10 protein-coding genes are annotated in these 17,219 nt (G+C 42.6%); 7 read left to right on the top strand and 3 right to left on the bottom strand.

The window, feature by feature from the left end; genetic code table 11:
* Nucleotides 1–102 precede the first annotated feature (102 nt).
* From ACN222_RS08020 to ACN222_RS08035, 4 genes are all read left to right on the top strand, one after another.
* Nucleotides 103–900 carry a TIGR00297 family protein gene (locus ACN222_RS08020; protein ID WP_010995781.1) on the top strand — a complete coding sequence of 266 codons (798 nt, stop codon included), beginning with the start codon at nt 103–105 and terminating at the stop codon, nt 898–900.
* A gap of 257 nt (nt 901–1,157) precedes the next feature.
* Nucleotides 1,158–1,916 (top strand): peptidylprolyl isomerase, encoded by a 759-nt coding sequence (locus ACN222_RS08025; RefSeq protein WP_010995782.1) that lies wholly within the window; start codon nt 1,158–1,160, stop codon nt 1,914–1,916.
* Entirely contained in the window at nt 1,865–4,546 is a 2,682-nt protein-coding gene (locus ACN222_RS08030; RefSeq protein ID WP_010995783.1) for a peptidase domain-containing ABC transporter, read from the top strand. Before ACN222_RS08025 ends, ACN222_RS08030 begins: the two co-directional genes overlap by 52 nt.
* A gap of 336 nt (nt 4,547–4,882) precedes the next feature.
* Complete coding sequence (locus ACN222_RS08035; protein WP_010995784.1) at nt 4,883–9,229, top strand: CARDB domain-containing protein; 4,347 nt, start codon at nt 4,883–4,885, stop codon at nt 9,227–9,229.
* Nucleotides 9,230–9,560: 331 nt separating this feature from the next.
* On the opposite strand, the gene ACN222_RS08040 is transcribed toward ACN222_RS08035, so the two are convergent.
* From ACN222_RS08040 to ACN222_RS08050, 3 genes are all read right to left on the bottom strand, one after another.
* Nucleotides 9,561–10,196 (bottom strand): hypothetical protein, encoded by a 636-nt coding sequence (locus tag ACN222_RS08040; protein ID WP_044521018.1) that lies wholly within the window; start codon nt 10,194–10,196, stop codon nt 9,561–9,563.
* A gap of 137 nt (nt 10,197–10,333) precedes the next feature.
* Entirely contained in the window at nt 10,334–12,418 is a 2,085-nt protein-coding gene (locus tag ACN222_RS08045) for a DUF1565 domain-containing protein (protein WP_010995786.1), read from the bottom strand.
* A 211-nt stretch (nt 12,419–12,629) separates the two neighbouring features.
* Nucleotides 12,630–13,199, bottom strand: coding sequence for a Uma2 family endonuclease (locus tag ACN222_RS08050; protein ID WP_010995787.1), 570 nt, complete (start codon nt 13,197–13,199; stop codon nt 12,630–12,632).
* A gap of 413 nt (nt 13,200–13,612) precedes the next feature.
* Here ACN222_RS08050 and ACN222_RS08055 point away from each other — a divergent pair, with 413 nt between their 5' ends.
* The 3 genes from ACN222_RS08055 (at nt 13,613) to ACN222_RS08065 (ending at nt 17,193) form a co-directional block, all read left to right on the top strand.
* A complete protein-coding gene (locus ACN222_RS08055; RefSeq protein ID WP_010995788.1) occupies nt 13,613–14,608 on the top strand; it encodes an ABC transporter ATP-binding protein in 996 nt (331 codons plus the stop codon).
* Complete coding sequence (locus ACN222_RS08060) at nt 14,609–15,421, top strand: ABC transporter permease (protein ID WP_010995789.1); 813 nt, start codon at nt 14,609–14,611, stop codon at nt 15,419–15,421.
* Nucleotides 15,422–15,489: 68 nt separating this feature from the next.
* On the top strand, nt 15,490–17,193 hold the full coding sequence (locus tag ACN222_RS08065; protein ID WP_010995790.1) for a GldG family protein: 1,704 nt from the start codon (nt 15,490–15,492) through the stop codon (nt 17,191–17,193).
* Nucleotides 17,194–17,219 lie beyond the last annotated feature (26 nt).

Here is a 17,219-nt window from a genome sequence, read left to right on the forward strand (position 1 = left end):
TCTATGCGCTGTTTGGATGGAAGTAAAGGAAATTAACCACAGAAGTCCTAAAATTCGTTATTCTTTTGATATCCTGGCGAAACTACTCGTGGTTTTTTGCTGATGTTTTCATTTATTAGCTCTGCCAATCCTTGGTTAGTAGGACTAGGACTAAATACTATTTTATTGAGTTTAGTCTGGTTCGCCCCTAAAAAACTGCTCACCCCAGCAGGTGTGTTTCATGCTTGGTTATTGGGCATATTGATTTGGGGTACTTTAGGCTGGCAAGGATATTTAGTAGTTACCTTTTATTTTCTTGTAGGTTCTGGTGTCACACGTATCGGGATGGCACAAAAAGAAGCTCTTGGTATTGCCGAAAAGCGTTCGGGCGCAAGAGGCCCGGAAAATGTGTGGGGTTCTGCTTTAACTGCGGCGCTGTGTGCTGTAGGCATAGGAATTATAAATGCTGGTCTTTTTTCACCCAGTCCCCAATCCCTAGTCCCCAGTCCCCAGTCCCTCTTGTTACTCGGTTACGTCGCCAGTTTTAGTACGAAACTTTCTGATACCTGCGCTAGTGAAGTGGGTAAAGCTTACGGCAAAAGTACTTTCTTAATTACGACTTTGCAACCAGTTCCTAGAGGTACAGAGGGGGCTGTGAGTTTAGAGGGGACTTTAGCTGGTGTGGTGGGTTCTGTGGCGATCGCTATTATAGGTTGGGGAGTCGGTTTAATTTCTCCCTTGGGAATTGTTTGGTGTGTGTTGGCTGCTTTGATTGCCACAAATTTAGAAAGTGTAATTGGTGCAACATTGCAATCGAAATACACATGGTTAACTAATGAAATTGTTAATATTCTTAACACCTTAATTGGGGCGATCGCTGCCATGTTAGTTGCCTTTGTTTGGGCAAGCTCTTTTGGTTAGGGTAATAGTTTTATGTACTGGAGACTAAAAAATTATTTTTAGACCAAAGACTTAGGACTCACTACTTAATATTACTGAAAATATGCTTAAATTCTTTCTCGGATTCATATCTGGAGTAGAAAAATGTGACTATGCAAATAAATGTCAATTAAAATACAAAATCAAATTAAGCTGAAATATTTTTATCTTTTAAAGTTGCCATTACTTATTAATAGTTTATAGAATCTTATCTTTAGCTGTTTTTACCAGGTGATTTCATGGAAACTCTATCATTTTTGAGCATTGATGACCGACCCATTTCAATTGAACAAACCGTAAAATACCTACAATCCTCAGGGAAGTTGGGTCAATTTATTAGTGATGTCCTTCGTCAGTACGTCATTGAGCAGGAAATTCAAGGGCGAGACGACGTAGAGATCAATCCGGCATTAACTGAACAAACAGTGATTGATTTTCGCCTCAAAAATCAACTAGCTGACCCCCAAGCCTTTCAAGACTGGTTAACGAACAATGGTACGGACTATGCCAGGTTCCATGCCTCAATTACTTTTAACTTTAAATTAGAAAAATTGAAAACCTTGGTGACAGAAGCTAAACTCCCAGAATATTTTATTGAGCAGAAAATCTTTTTGGATCGGGTGGTGATATCGCGGATTGTGGTTGATAGTAGGGAACTGGCAGAGGAATTACAACTGCAAATTGCAGAAGGGGGCAGTTTTGAACAATTAGCCAAAGAGTATTCTATATTAGACGATCGCCTGGTTAATGGCATGATGGGGCCAATTAGTCGGGGAACTATGCCAGACAAATTGCGGGCTGCTATTGATGTGGCTACTCCTGGTCAATTAGTCGGGCCTATAGAAATTGATGGACGTTATGGTTTGTTTCGGGTGGAACAGTTTCTACCAGCGTCTTTAGATGATATTCAACTCAAGCAAGCGTTACAAAACGAACTATTTGAAAAATGGTTAGCAGAGAAAATTCAAAAGCTGACGGTGAAATTACAAGTGAATTAAAACTTCTAGATAACGAATCTCTAAAAATCAAAGTGCTAGCTGCTATACCTTGGAATCAACCACCTCTCAATTGGCTTACGCCTGAACAAAGATCCCTTTTAGAAGAACGTTTAGAAATCCGTCGTTATCGACTGGGAGAAAAAATCTGGTCAAGCGAAGCTGGTGGTTATCAGTTTTTCATTGTGGCTGGGAAAGTCCGCTTGCGGGAGGAAGGAAGCGGTCAATCCTTAGCTGCTATACAAATGGGAGATTGGTTTGGTGACTTACAAAAGCTACCGGGAGAATACAAAGCCGTAGCTGCTAGTAAGGAAGTGATAGTGGCTTGTTGGGATACACATCTGTGGGCGGAAATATCTACTCCCGCGATGGAAGATTTTTGGCTGGGATTGTCGAAACAAGAGCATACTGAGATGGAGAATGAGGTCACATCCGTCCAGTCTCCTGCTTTGCAACAACCGCTTACGCCTCCAGAACAAACTCCCCAAAGTCCTACACCTGTAACCCTGAGTTATCCTTTTGTTAGCAGTTGGAATACGGGTGCGGCTTGTTTAACAATGGCAGCCCAACACCTGGAAAATGCGGTGAATTTGGAATGGGTACAACGCCAACTGCGGGGGCAAAGTCCTAAACAAGTGGTAGAAGCCGGAGAAAAACTAGGCTTCGTACTGCGAAGATTGCAAATGACTTGGGCTGAGTTGCGTCAGCTGACTTTCCCAGCTTTGTTGCTGTTACAAGCCGAGTCCACGCCTGATCCTTCTTGGGTGATAGCTTATGGAGTCAAAGGCGATCGCTTAATTATTGCTAATCCCTTAAATCCTGATAATCTTTGTGAGAGTCTACCACAATCAGTGGTGGAACAATGCTGGGATGGTCAGTTGTGGCAAGTAGAACTGATATCCAAACAAGAAAAATTTAACCTGAGTTGGTTCACCCCAGCCGTTTGGAAATATCGCAAACTCTTAGCAGAAGTATTATTAGCGTCTTTTACCTTGCAACTATTGGGTTTAGGTACACCACTAATTACCCAAGTTGTGATTGATAAGGTCATGGTACAGGAGAGTTTACCAACTCTCGATGTCATGGCGATCGCACTTTTGTTAATCGCTGTGTTTGAATCGATATTGGGTATTCTGCGGTTATTTATCTTTACTCATACAGCCAGACGTTTAGATTTAAGCTTATCAGCACAATTATTTCGTCATTTGATGCGCCTACCCTTGGCTTATTTTGAGTCCAGGCGTGTAGGCGACACCGTAGCCAGGGTTCAGGAACTAGAACAAATTCGTCAGTTTCTCACAGGCACAGCACTAACGGTAATTTTAGATAGCATCTTTGCCGTCGTGTATTTGGCATTGATGTTTTATTACAATATTCCTCTCACTTTTGTGGCGTTAGCGGTGCTGCCCTTATTTGCCACACTGACTATAGTTGCTACACCAATTTTACGTAACTGGCTAAACGAAACCTTTAACCGCAGTGCCGACAGCCAATCATTTTTAGTAGAAACAGTTACAGGTATTCATTCTGTCAAAGCTCATGCAGCTGAATCAGTAGCACGCGATCGCTGGGAAGGATTATTTGCTCGTTTCGTGCGTACTGGTTTCAAAGCCTCTACCACATCCAACATTAGCAGTAATATTGGCGACTTTCTCACAAACTTTTCCTCTTTACTAATTCTGTGGTTTGGGGCAAAATTAGTCATTGACCAAAAACTAACAATTGGTCAATTGGTCGCCTTTCAAATGCTTTCTGGTAGGGTGACAGGGCCACTTTTACGCCTAGTACAGTTGTGGCAAAATCTGCAACAAGTCCTACTTTCCGTAGACCGGATTGGGGATATTCTCAACGTCGCCCCAGAAGCAGAGATGGGAACTGGTTTAGTTTTACCACCCCTGAAAGGTCAAGTTAGTTTTGAGCAAATATTTTTCCGCTACAAAACCAATACAGAACCCGTACTGCGTGGGATTTCCTTTAATGTAGAACCAGGACAGTTTGTGGGAATTGTTGGGCGTAGTGGTTCTGGGAAAAGTACCCTGTCTAAGTTGCTACAAAGGCTTTATCAAATTGAATCAGGACGGATTCTGATTGATGGTTTTGATATCAAAAGTGCAGATTTGTCCTCCCTGAGACAACAAATTGGCGTAGTTCTTCAAGAAGACTTCTTATTTAACGGTTCCATCTTGGAAAATATCACATTGGGGAATCCTGATATTACCGCCGAGCAGGTAGTGGAAGCTGCTAGATTAGCTGTAGCCCATGATTTTATCAGTCAATTGCCCTACGGTTACGAAACGAACGTAGGAGAGAGGGGTACAGCTTTATCAGGTGGACAAAGACAACGCATTGCTTTAGCCAGGTTGTTTCTCTCCGACTCGCCGATTCTCGTGTTGGATGAAGCCACCAGCGCTTTAGACAGTGAAACCGAACAGCAAGTGTTACAAAATCTGCAAAAGATTTCTGCTAACCGCACTGTGTTTCTGATTGCTCACCGCTTTGCACCCCTAAAACGAGCAGATTTGATTCTCGTGTTAGAAAAAGGCGTGATTGCAGAACGGGGAACCCATCCAGAGCTTTTACAACAAAAAGGCTTGTATTGGTCACTGTACCAACGTCAACAAGCAAATGTGTAAGCAGTCGTAGTTTTTTAGTTGTTACCTATTACTCACAATCATACTTTTGGACGAATAGAGCAACACTCTATTCGTTTTTTTTGCTCAAAAAGCAAATGAGCTTTTTGATAATTTAGCAAATTTTTACACTACGGTCATTTTTAGTTTTCTACTTAAAAATAAAAATAATATTCTTTCATTGGATAATTTCACGGCTAAATTGTGCATCTTTCTGCATATTTATATTTTGGAAAAATAATTATAATTTTTGCTGCATCTAGTCTTTAGCTAGATGAATAGATAGTTTTAGCATTTATGTCTGTATAAATTTTTTTACTCTTTGAGGTTAAATAGTTCATGAGTGTTACCCGTGAATATAGCAACTTAAGCGATACATTATCATCTGCTAGGAACTCTAGGATTTTTAATAGTAATAAAGATTACTTTCCCCTCGATGCTGCCATAAACTCAATCATCGGTAGTAGTTACACAGGTGAAGCGACAGAAGTTTTAGCATCTAATAGCTACCTAAGTAATGATTTAAGAAGAAATAATATAAGTGACGCTAATTTTACACAAGCATCACTCCTACCAGACCTAACAGCACCAATCAGCTCAATTCCCATTTCTGCTAATGTCGGGAGCAGTATTCAAATCAACTATCAAGTCAGAAACCAAGGTAGTGCAAGTGCTGGAGCCAGCTTCACCTACTTCTACTTATCTCCCGATTTTAATCTCGATAGTAGTGATAGATATCTAGGCTTTGACTCTGTGAGTGGTCTGGCGGCTGGTGCTTCTAGCCAAGAGTCAGCCACACTCAGCATTGGTAGTAATATCACCCCTGGTAACTACTATTTGATTTACTATGTGGATGGTAATGGCTATGTGATTGAAAGTAATGAAAATAACAATGCCTTCGGCGCGGCAATCTCAATTACCCAGCCAGACTTAACTGTATTAAACGCCTCAATTCCCACCTCAGCAAGGGTTGGGAGCAGTATTCAAATTAACTATCAAGTCAGGAATCAAGGTAATGGAAGTGCTGGTGATAGCAATACCAAATTCTACTTATCTCCAGATTTGAATATTGATAGTAGTGATTTATATCTAGGTTTGGACTATGTGAGTGGTCTGGCGGCTGGTGCTTCTAGACAAGAGTCAGCCACATTCACCATTGGTAGTAACATCAACCCTGGTAACTACTATTTGATTTACTATGCTGATGCTGATGGCTATGTGAGTGAAAGCAATGAAAATAATAATGCCTTTGGCAATCTAATTAATATTACTTCGGCAGGGAATCCAGACCTGATTATTCAAAACAACCCCACAGCACCAACGACAGCATCAGTAGGTAGTACTATCCAACTGAGTTATCAGGTAAGAAACCAAGGTGCTGGAAATGCCGTTGCGAGTACCACCAGATTCTACCTTTCTAGAGACACAACATTCAGCACAGATGATGTGTTGTTGGGTTCAGATGCAGTGAATAGCATCGCCGCAGGTGGTGTAAGCGCCGAAACAGCCTCGATTGTCATAGCCAATAGCATTGCGGCTGGTAACTATCATTTGTTGTTCAGAACTGATGCTGATAGCAAAGTGGCAGAGAGTAATGAAAATAATAATGTGGTTTCTAGAGCCATCACAATTAACACAGCTGATTTAATTATTCAAAACGCCACAGCAGCAACGACAGCATCAGTAGGTAGTGCGATCGCATTGAGTTATCAGGTAAGAAACCAAGGTGCTGGAAATGCCGTTGCGAGTACCACCAGATTCTACCTTTCTAGAGACACAACATTCAGTACAGATGATGTGTTGTTAGGTTCAGATGCAGTTAATAGCATTGCCGCAGGTGGTGTAAGCGCCGAAACAGCCTCGATTGTCATAGCCAATAGCATTGCGGCTGGTAACTATCATTTGTTGTTCAGAACTGATGCTGATAGCAAAGTGGCAGAAAGTAATGAAAATAATAATGTGGTTTCTAGAGCCATCACAATTAACACAGCTGATTTAATTATTCAAAACGCCACAGCAGCAACGACAGCATCAGTAGGTAGTGCGATCGCATTGAGTTATCAGGTAAGAAACCAAGGTGCTGGAAATGCCGTTGCGAGTACCACCAGATTCTACCTTTCTAGAGACACAACATTCAGTACAGATGATGTGTTGTTAGGTTCAGATGCAGTCAATAGCATTGCCGCAGGTGCTGTCAGTTCCGAAACAGCCTCGATTGTTATAGCTAATAGTATCGCCGGAGGTAACTATCATTTGCTGTTCAGAACTGATGCTGATAGCACAGTGGCAGAAAGTAATGAAAATAATAATGTGGTTTCTAGAGCTATTACGATTAATGGCCCAAGACCCGACCTGATCATCCAAAATATTTCCGCTCCTAGTATTGTTGACCCTGGTAACATATTTACACTCAACTACCAAGTAGCGAATTTAGGTAATGCTAGTGCTGGTAATCATAGAACTAAGATTTATTTGTCTAGGGACACAACTCTTAGTAACGATGATATATTGCTAGCCTCTGACCCGAACTACTTTTATCCTGTACTAAATGCTGGCACTTATAGTTCGGAATCTTACCTTTGGTCTATAAGTAGGGATATCAATTTTGGTAACTACCATCTGCTATTGCAAGCTGATGGCAATAGTGAAATCAGTGAAAGCAACGAAACCAACAATGTCACCGCCAAAGCGATTACAATTGCGGCACCAGATTTAATTGTCCAGAATCCTTCGGCTCCTACCAGCGCAAACATTGGGACAACAATTTCACTTAGCTATCAATTAAGAAACCAAGGTAATGGCAATGCTGGTTTTCATTTCACTAATTTTTATCTTTCCCAAGACCAAACTCTCAGTAATGATGATGTCTACTTAGGCTTTGATTCCATCTCTAGTCTTGCACCCTCTGCCGTAGCTTCACGCTCTACATCTTTAACAATTAGAAGCAACACTGTTCCTGGTAATTATTATCTGCTGTATAGAGCTGATGGTGATGGAACAATAAGAGAAAGCAATGAAAATAATAACGTCGCTGCGAGAGCGATCACGATTACTGCACCAGATTTAGTGATCCAAAATGCTACATCTGCTAGTAGTGCTGCCATCGGGACTACACTGCAAGTTAACTATCAACTGAAAAACCAAGGTAATGGAACTGCTGGAGGCAGTAAGACAAGTTTTTATCTTTCACGAGATACGGCATTCGGTGATGATGATATCTACTTAGGTATTGAAACTGAGGCTAATGCTAGTCTGACACCTGGTAGCGTTATTTCTCGCTCCACGTCTATTACGTTTAATTCAACTCTGAATCCTGGCAAATACTACGTCATATTGAAAGCCGATGGAGCAGGATCTGTTGCTGAGAGCAATGAAAGTAACAATGGTTTTTACGTAGACACACCCATTACTTTAAACCCTGCTAATGGTGGTGGATTTAACTCCACTACAGGTTATGGCTTAGTCAACGCCGCCGCCGCCGTAGCCAAAGCCCTTAATCAAAGCACCTTTGCTGATGTCCCTGACTTGGGTGGTAATGATTGGGGAGCGGATGCGATTAAAGCACCTGAAGTCTGGGCGAAGGGATACACTGGTCAAGGTGTTATCGTTGCGGTTGTGGATAGTGGAGTTGACTATACACACCCAGACTTGAGTGCCAATATGTGGAGGAATAGCAGAGAAATTGCGGGTAATGGCATAGATGATGATGGCAATGGTTTCATCGATGATATCTATGGTTGGAACTTTTTCGACAACAACAATACTCCACTAGATGAAGGCGGTCATGGTACTCATGTCGCTGGTACTATTGCTGCTGTGAGAAATACCTTTGGAGTGACTGGTATTGCTTATAATGCCAAAATTATGGCATTGAAAGCGTTGGGTGGTTCTCAAGGAGCAAATTCAGGTAATTCCGTAGGCAATAGTATTCGTTATGCCGCAGATAATGGGGCGCGTGTGATTAATCTCAGCTTAGGAGGATCTAATCCTTCACCTGATACTCTCTCAGCTATTCAATATGCCATCAGTAAAGGAGCAATTGTTGTCTCCGCATCTGGGAATGAAAGTGAGTCAGCACCTGGCTACCCAGCTCGCTATGCAGACCAGTTTGGAATTGCTGTGGGAGCAGTTAATTATAATAGAACCCTAACTAATTTTTCCAATCGTGCTGGAACAACTCCAATGGCATACGTCACCGCCCCTGGTGCATACAGCAACTTAGACATAGGTATATATTCGACGCTTCCAGGTGCTAAATATGGTCTTATGCCAGGAACATCAATGGCAGCTCCTCACGTTGCGGGTGTGGTGGCGCTGATGCTGAGTGCGAGGAATAATCTCACGGATGCTCAAGCGCGTCAGATTCTCACTTCTACAGCAGCGAATGGTGGTACACTCCCCAGTGCTAATTTGAGTACTTTGTCAAACACAGGTAGTAGTAATACGACGCTTTCTGGATTAACTTCTAGCTATACAAGGGCTAGTCTAGTTGAAATTTCTAATTGGACTACAATTCCTCGTGAACAAAGCAATACTAGAGATTTGGCAAATTTAAGCAGAACATTCGCCTACTATCAAGACAGTCGTGATTATCAAAGTGTTCTCTCTTCTCAAGAAGTAGATATTGATGAGGAAAGTATCAACAAGAGACGCAGAAATACACCTAAGACTGTCAGAATTAGTTAATGGATTACGGGGAGTTTGACGGAACTTAACCCTAGCACCTTCCCTACCAGGGAAGGCTGCTCAAAGTATTGAAGTTATGTTTTTAACGCAGAGGGGCGCGGAGATTGACTAACTTTATTAGTGGTTGTACTAATATCAATTCAAAATTAAGAATCAAGACAGGACAAGTATTTGGGGCTGTAATATCTGTCACATTCTTTTTTAAGATTGGTATTAAATATAAGAAGTGGATATAGAAACAATTACTAAGGTTATGGCTTCAAAATAAGAGTATTTTTCATGGAAATGCCCGCAGACTAACAGAGATGATTAAGTCTTCTGTTGTTCATCATTAGGAATTTTCGTTAGATATTGCTTTGAGTTTTGAGGTGAAGGACTCGGAGCGATCGCTTGTTTGTGGGGTAAACTGCCCAATAGGTGGATGAGTGACTGATATTGGCAGCAGTTTTGTGGATATATCAGGGTTGAGGGAGAAAGGCTGACCCAGATAATCTTCTTGTTGGCTTACACTTACCTCAATACTAGCTGTCACACTCGTGCTAGAAAGTGCCAACATCTTTTCGGTTGGGGGTTCCTCTTCTTCTTTGACTTGTTCCTGTTGTTTGAAACTCATCAATTGTAGGGTCTGATTTTGGTTTTTTCCTTGTCTGCTATATTGTTCGGATGCAGCCATTGGAGTTAAGCTTTCAGGAAATTTGCTGCAAATCAGGCGTTCAAATTCCATGTTGAAATGATATATTTCCTGACCCCGCCTTTGCCAAAATGCCAAGAGTTGCTGTACTGAGATAGCTTTATAGCGACCTTGATATAGTGCCTCAATTACTGCTAGATGCAGCCAGTCGGCGGGATATTGTTTTTGCCAACGGTTAACTAACTCATCAACGTGATAACCACTGAGGTCAAAACTATAGTTAATGAGTAGGGCTTTTGCCAATTTGGCATAGGTGTTTGGTACTGATGTTGACATAAGACCTTTAGCTGCTGGCAATAGGTATGAATCATCGACCCATCGCATATAGCCTAGCGTGTTTAGCGTGTTTTTGGCTGTAGGATTTATTACCAAGAGTTTTCCGACAAAAAAGCAGTGTTTTTTATTTTACTTGTTCAACTGCCAACTGTCGAAATAATATAGGGTGAATTAATACTTGGCGCTCTCTGTATGGCGACTAAGGCTTGATAGACCATTGCGGCTACTTCTGCCCTGGTGGCTTCTCTGGTTGGTGCTAGCTGTTTCGGGTCTGGATAATTGACAGTAATTTTTTGTTGCGTTGCTGTAACCACGGCTTTGCGAGCATATTCAGGAATATTATTATTGTCAGTGTAGATGAGTAAGTTATTGCCATCAACTGTCGATAGGGCTAATCCGTTGACTAGAGACACGATGACCTGTAGCCTCTGGACGTTTTGGTCGGGGCGGAAGGTGCGATCGCTAAAACCACTGACGAAGCCGCCACTAGCGGCGATTTGTAAGGCTTTGTATGCCCAAAAATTCTTGGGTACGTCAGCAAAATCTGTAGCTGGTCTTCTAGCTGGTGGGTTAAAGGCTACTGCTACCATCGCCGCATATTGGGCGCGGGTCATGGGTTTGTTGGGTTGATAGCTACCATCAGCAAAACCACTGGTGATCCCCATGCTGGCTAAACCGCGAATGAATGGTTCAGCCCAGTGTCCTGTCAGGTCGGTGAAGGAGGGAGTATCAACTTCAGGGCTGACTATATATGGTGAAGCGATCGCTTTTTCTTGCCCATTAGCTACTAATGCCTGATAAATTAAAGCCCCTATCTCGGCGCGGGTAATATCTCGCAATGGTTCTAGTCTATCGGTTTGGGGATAGTTGACAACCAAGCTGTTTTGGGTGGCGACGGCGAGGGGATTTGTGGCGTAACTGGGAATTTGGGCGCGATCGCGGTATACAGTTAACACATTGGGGCTACCTCCAGTTAATTTCAGACCATTAACAATGGAAACGATTGCCTGCACTTTGCTTAAGTTCTGCATGGGGCGGAAGGTTCCATCAGGAAAACCGCTAATAAATCCCATCTGGGCGGCTTTGGTGATGGCTGATGCTGCCCAGAAATCTGATTTGATATCGGTAAATTTGGGCGGCTGATTGTTGGCGGGGAGTTGAAAGGTTTTGGCAATCACCGCCGCATACTGGGCGCGGGTGATTGGTGCATCGGGGGCAAATGTGCCATCGGGAAAGCCACTCATTAGTCCCTTGTTTACCAATGCTTCCACAAAAGCGGTTGCCCAATGTCCAGCTAGGTCAAGAAAACGAATGTTAGCCGACTGTATGGGAATATCGATGATGGCGGCGGGAAATTCCACCAATCCCTTGACTTGGGTGGGATTTAACTGATTGCCTACAGAAACTAATTTTTGGGTTGTAGTATTTTGTATATCAAATTCACCATTATTACTAAAAATATTGCCAGCCGTATCTTGGCTGCTACCCAAGTCAGGGAGGGCGTTTTCATTGATTAATAATCCGCCTTGGGTATTTTTGACGAGTAAATTATGACGTAGTACAGGACGGGCATTGCGAGAAAGAGCGATCGCTGTCCGATTTTCTGATAGTTTGTTATTAACGAGTAAAGGTGCAGCAAAGTCACTGATAGCGATACCTAAAGGATTCTTTTGGAACACATTCCGCAACACTTCCCCTTTACTGTTGCGTGCCATAAATAAACCACTAGCTGTATTTTTCAAAAACACATTATCTAAAATCGCTGGTTTGGCTGTACCGCTAGTAAATACGCCTTCTCGACCACAATTAGTAAAAGTATTATTAGCAATGTTAGGTGCAGTTGATTCAATCCACACACCAGTACCCTTAGCTATCGGATTGGTGACAGTCACACCCCGGAGACTCGCTCGATTGAGTAAAACTAAGGTGACATTCTGCACACTAAAGCTAGGGCTTTGGTACTCTCCCCCTCCAGAAATCAAAATTCCTGCGCCTTTACTGGCTTCGTTCCCCACCACTGTTACCCCCTCAGGAATAACCAAGGGAAAGACTTCTTTATTTGCAGTGTTATAAGTCCCAGCACTCAGTTGGACAATCTTTGGTGGAGTGGCTTTTAAAGCGCGGGTAAGGGTTTTAAACGGACTCTGCCGCGAACCCGTGTTAGCGTCATTCCCCGTTGCTGGGTTGACATAGACTGTGGTAATGGGCGTATTGTTCACCATTAATGATTGAGCAACAGTTTGTTGAAATTACGTCCATCATGAAACAACACTACTTATATCAGGGCTTCGCTGCAAATCACAATGGGAATGGGTTGGGATAATCTTGGCAAACTGTTATTTAATCATTCCCGCATATTATGCTGATGATAAGTTTGTATCGGGAATAATTCGGGTTGTAATATGTAGGGCTAGCTGCATGATTTATTTGACCTTATATAGTGATGACATCTTCGTAAATTTCTGGCATCGTGAGGGTTAATCCTATAGAGTTCAATTTTAATTCATCTCCCTGGCTTAAGATTTCTAGTGACCAATTGTCTTGGTTATCTTTGCGGTAAACTTCGATTTTGATTTCATCTTGGGAAATTAATATATATTCTTGTAAGCTTTCTAGAGTACGGTAATTAACAAGTTTTTCTCTTCTGTCTGTGAGTTCTGTGCTTGGTGATAGAACTTCGATAATTAAGCAGGGATAATTTAAGTAAAAGCGGTCTTTGTCTTGTGAGTCGCAGGTGACTGTAACATCTGGATAGTAAAATAAGTTTTTGGCTTCATTGGTGAGTTTTAGTCTGATTTTTATGTCAGCCATGAAGACGCTACAGGAAGTACCCCGCAGATGGGAACGTAGTCTTGAGTAAATATTCCCTGATATAAGATTGTGTTCTTTACTACCGCCAGACATGGCGAAGATTTGTCCGCCCAGGTATTCGTGGCGAATCTCACTGGATTTTTCTAGTTCTAGGTATTCTTCGACGGTGAAGAGGTTGATGGGCGATCGCATAGTTTTGTCTATTGGCTTTACTATCTATTATGTGTAGGTTAGGTTGATCTGAGAAAATCCAAAATGACATTTTCTGGGTTTAGAGGTATGTATTACGCGATGTGCGACTTATTTTTGAAACCCCTCTCCAAACCTCTCCCCGAAGCGGAGAGAGGCTTTGAATCTTATTCCCCTTCCCTCGCAGGGAAGGGGTTGGGGGTTAGGTTTGAGAGAAAGTTGCACACCGCGTTATGTATTCTTTTGTTCCATGCGGAGTCTTAGCTTAGGATTGTTGACTTCGCGGAAAAATATATTTAAGTGTTAATACTTCATAAGAAGTATTTTAAAAAACATGATAATTAGAATCAAGTCAAGAGGGTTGGGAAAATGTCAATATTGTTGAGTACCCTAGATGAAGTTGCTCGACGAAACTGATGATTGAAGTTGAACATCTAAGTAAAACCTACGGTTCCACCCCAGCAATTACTGATGTGACTTTTAGTGTCGAACCTGGGGAGATTTTGGGGTTTTTGGGGCCGAATGGGGCGGGGAAGACGACAACGATGCGAATTTTGGCTGGTTATTTACCTGCAAGTAGTGGGACAGCTAAAATTGCTGGTTTTGATGTCCATGACAATTCTTTGGCGGTGCGTCAACGCATTGGTTATTTACCAGAAACCCCGCCGTTATATACAGATATGACGGTGGAGGGATTTCTGCATTTTGTGGCGCGAATTAAAGGGGTGTCCGCAGGCGATCGCTCTCTCAAGGTAAACGCAGCGATCAAACGTTGTAATCTGGAGGATAGGCGTAAAGTAATTATCCGCAAATTATCTAAAGGATATCGTCAAAGGGTGGGTATTGCTCAGGCGATCGTCCATGACCCACCAGCAATTATCCTCGATGAACCAACGGTGGGACTCGACCCCAGACAAATCATCGATGTACGGAATTTAATTAAAAGCCTCGCGGGAACCCACACAGTAATTCTCTCTACTCACATTCTCCCAGAGGCGAGCATGACCTGTAACCGTGTTGCCATTATCAATCGCGGTAAGGTGGTAGCTACAAACACACCAGAACATTTGATGACCCAGTTGACAGGTGGATCAGGTTATGAAATTGAAGTTGAGGGGGAAATCACACTAGCCAAGCAGGTATTACAAAAAGTGCCTGGGGTGAGCTTGGTAGAATCTATTCCTGGTCATCATCTTCCCAGAGAGAACCGTGCATACTTGCGTGTACTCTCAAAACCGGGAAGCGAAGCCGGCAAAGATATCGCCACAAGTTTAATCAGTTCGGGATTTGGTTTGTATGAAATGCGCCGTGTCAGCGCTACCCTAGAAGATGTCTTCTTGCAACTAACCACAGAAGAAAAGAATCTCACATCTGTGAAGGATTCAGCAACCAACGAAGGAGAAGCAGCGTAAATGGGTATAATCCTGAGTAATATTATTGCCATTTATCGCCGAGAGTTACAGAGTTATTTTGTCTCACCTTTAGCTTATGCGATCGCCTCTGTATTTTGGTTCATCGCTGGGTTATTCTTAGTGATGATTTTACTGGGGCCAAATGGCATTTTAGTATATGTCGCTTCTTTGGATGTACAAGGACAACAACTAGGAGTACCAGTCCCCCCAATTGATGTGCCGGCGGAATTTATCCAGGCATTTTTAGATCGGTTGGGTTGGCTACTATTATTTATCTTGCCAGTGTTGTCGATGGGATTGTACGCCGAAGAACGCAAACGCGGCACATTGGAACTTTTAGCCACCTCACCAGTCACTAATTGGGCAGTAGCCGTTGGTAAATTATTAGGTGTGCTGACATTTTTCATTACTCTAGTTGTACCATTGCTACTATTTGAAGCGATCGCCCTTAGTAGTTCTAATCCACCAATGCCAGCTACAATACCCCTACTCGCTCATTTGGGGTTAATCTTACTAGCAGCAGCCATTTTATCCTTAGGAATGTTTATTTCTTCCTTAACCGACAGCACTATCTTGTCTGCTGTCCTCACCTTTGCCCTAGTTTTATTGCTGTTATTTGTGGATGTAATTGCTAAAGGTATCGGTGGCCCCGTAGGAGACATAATTGGACATTTATCTCTACTAAAACATTACAACACCTTCATTCAAGGCATTTTTGACACCAGCGCCTTAATATTATTTGCCAGTTACATATTTTTGGGAATCTTTCTCACAGCCCAATCAATTGATGCACTGAGATTTCAGCGTAATTAGTTCAGTTGTGAGTTGTCAGTTGACCAATGACCAATGACCAATGACCAATGACCAATGACCAATGACCAATGAAAATTATTCAACAAAAGCAACTTTGGAAATATTTATTTTGGTTGGGCCCTTTTTTGATTGTCGCGGGTTTAACGTCTGGATTAGTTTCTGATACCTGGGGAACAATTACCCTAGTATTATTAATTTCTGGAATTGTCATCATTGGGTTGTGGTTAGCGTGGCAAAGTCAGCGTAGTCATTGGTGGAAACGACGTTCTACCCAAGCTGGTACTAACGCTCTGGCGGCAACTCTGGCAGTTTTGGTGATTTTGGGACTGATAAACTTTTTAGGGAGTCGCTACCAAATACGGGCAGACTTAACAGAAGCCCAGCTATTTACCCTATCACCACAGTCACAGCAACTGGTGCAAAATCTCCCACAACCAGTAAAAGTTTGGGTGTTTGATGTCATCCAAAATCCCCAAGACCGACAAATTTTAGAAAATTATCGCCGCAAAAGTCCTAACTTTCAGTTTGAGTATATTAATCCCCAAACTAGACCAGGACTAGCGGAAAAGTTTGGCGTTAAAGATTATGGTGAGGTTTATTTAGAATCTGGCAACAGACGACAATTAGTGCAAACCCTGAATGTGAATGAACGTCTGTCAGAAATTCGGTTAACTAATCGCCTACAACAAATTATTAGCGATCGCACTGCCAAAGTCTACTTCCTGCAAGGTCACGGCGAACACCCAATTACTGCGGGTGAAGGTGCAATCTCTCAAGCAGTCCAAGCATTGGGTGATAAAAACTATAATTCCTCACCTTTGAATTTAGTAGAAAATGCCAAAGTGCCTGATGATGCTGACGTTGTAGTCCTAGCAGGCCCAAAACGCGGATTATTTGACGCAGAAGTCAAAGCATTACAAGACTATCTCAATCGTGGTGGTAACGCTCTACTCATGATTGACCCCAGCACTAACCCCAATCTCAACAGCTTACTGCAAGAATGGGGTGTACGCTTAGATGATCGTTTAGCCGTCGATGTCTCTGGAACTGGCGCACAACTCGGCCCTGCTGCACCTATAGTTACAGATTACGGACAACACCCGATTACAAAAGAGTTTGGTAACAATATTTCCTTTTATCCCCTAGCCAGACCTTTAGAAATTACTCCGGTAGCTGGTGTAGAGTCTACCCCATTATTAAAAACCAAAGCGTATCCCAACAGTTGGGCAGAAAGCGACCTACAAAACGAAAATTTGCAGTTTAACCCCGAAAAAGACCTGAAAGGGCCTTTAACCTTGGGTGTAGCTTTAACTAGAACACTACCAGCCCCATCTAGTCCCACTCCTTCACCATCCCCAATAAACCAAACTCCAGCAAACCCTACTCCTTCACCATCCCCAATAACAACAACACCAGCAAACCCCACGCCTTCACCATCCCCAATAACACCAACTCCAGCAAATCTCACTCCCCCAAGCGAACAGAAGCCTGAAAAACCAGCCACCGAATCACGGCTAGTAGTGATAGGGAATTCAGAATTTGTCACCAACACCATATTTCAACAACAATTAAATGGGGATGTCTTCCTTAACTCCGTCACCTGGCTAAGTCAGCAAGACCAGCAACCCCTTTCGATTCGTCCCAAAGAACCAAAAAATAGACGAATGAACCTATCCACCTCACAAGCCAACCTCTTAACATTATCCTCTCTGTTCGTTTTACCCTTACTCGGCTTAGTCACCGCCGCCACCATCTGGTGGAAGCGTAGATAAGAGGAGTTAACTGTTGACTGTTGACC

The organism is Anabaena sp. FACHB-595, assembly GCF_048568275.1.
Taxonomy (GTDB): Bacteria; Cyanobacteriota; Cyanobacteriia; order Cyanobacteriales; family Nostocaceae; genus Trichormus.

What these genes read in the sequence shown, in the direction of transcription:
- ACN222_RS08020 (WP_010995781.1), top strand. Translation starts at nt 103, where the DNA reads ATGTTTTCATTTATTAGCTCTGCCAATCCTTGGTTAGTAGGACTAGGA.
- ACN222_RS08025 (WP_010995782.1), top strand. Translation starts at nt 1,158, where the DNA reads ATGGAAACTCTATCATTTTTGAGCATTGATGACCGACCCATTTCAATT.
- ACN222_RS08030 (WP_010995783.1), top strand. Translation starts at nt 1,865, where the DNA reads ATGGTTAGCAGAGAAAATTCAAAAGCTGACGGTGAAATTACAAGTGAA.
- ACN222_RS08035 (WP_010995784.1), top strand. Translation starts at nt 4,883, where the DNA reads ATGAGTGTTACCCGTGAATATAGCAACTTAAGCGATACATTATCATCT.
- ACN222_RS08040 (WP_044521018.1), bottom strand. Translation starts at nt 10,196, where the DNA reads ATGTCAACATCAGTACCAAACACCTATGCCAAATTGGCAAAAGCCCTA.
- ACN222_RS08045 (WP_010995786.1), bottom strand. Translation starts at nt 12,418, where the DNA reads ATGGTGAACAATACGCCCATTACCACAGTCTATGTCAACCCAGCAACG.
- ACN222_RS08050 (WP_010995787.1), bottom strand. Translation starts at nt 13,199, where the DNA reads ATGCGATCGCCCATCAACCTCTTCACCGTCGAAGAATACCTAGAACTA.
- ACN222_RS08055 (WP_010995788.1), top strand. Translation starts at nt 13,613, where the DNA reads ATGATTGAAGTTGAACATCTAAGTAAAACCTACGGTTCCACCCCAGCA.
- ACN222_RS08060 (WP_010995789.1), top strand. Translation starts at nt 14,609, where the DNA reads ATGGGTATAATCCTGAGTAATATTATTGCCATTTATCGCCGAGAGTTA.
- ACN222_RS08065 (WP_010995790.1), top strand. Translation starts at nt 15,490, where the DNA reads ATGAAAATTATTCAACAAAAGCAACTTTGGAAATATTTATTTTGGTTG.